This window comes from Halomonas llamarensis (genome assembly GCF_023555005.1).
Classification (GTDB): Bacteria; Pseudomonadota; Gammaproteobacteria; order Pseudomonadales; family Halomonadaceae; genus Vreelandella; species Vreelandella llamarensis.
In genome coordinates this window covers 1-255 of sequence record NZ_JAMJPJ010000149.1, presented here as the reverse complement: position 1 = coordinate 255, position 255 = coordinate 1, and the positions used below count along the sequence as shown (strand labels likewise).

At 52.2% G+C, this 255-nt stretch carries 1 protein-coding gene; it reads left to right on the top strand.

What is annotated here, in order from left to right; translation table 11 throughout:
- Positions 1–255, top strand: a 255-nt coding sequence (locus M8006_RS17995) for a transposase (protein ID WP_430886852.1), incomplete at both ends; no start/stop codon positions are given.

Genomic DNA, 255 nt, shown 5'->3' with positions numbered 1-255 from the left:
CAACATCATTTTCAAAGCGCTTTCCTGCGATACCGTACCCCACTTCACCACCCTGGCAAGCTTCGTCAGCCGCCATGCTGATGAGATTGCAGCGCTGTTCGAGCAAGTGCTGTTGGTATGCCACGAAGAAGGCTTGTTAGGTAACGAACTCTTTGCGATTGACGGCTGCAAGATGTCCTCCGATGCCTCAAAAGAGTGGTCTGGCACGTTCAAAGAGTTGGGCGAGAAGCGCGACAAATTGAGAGGTCTGATTCG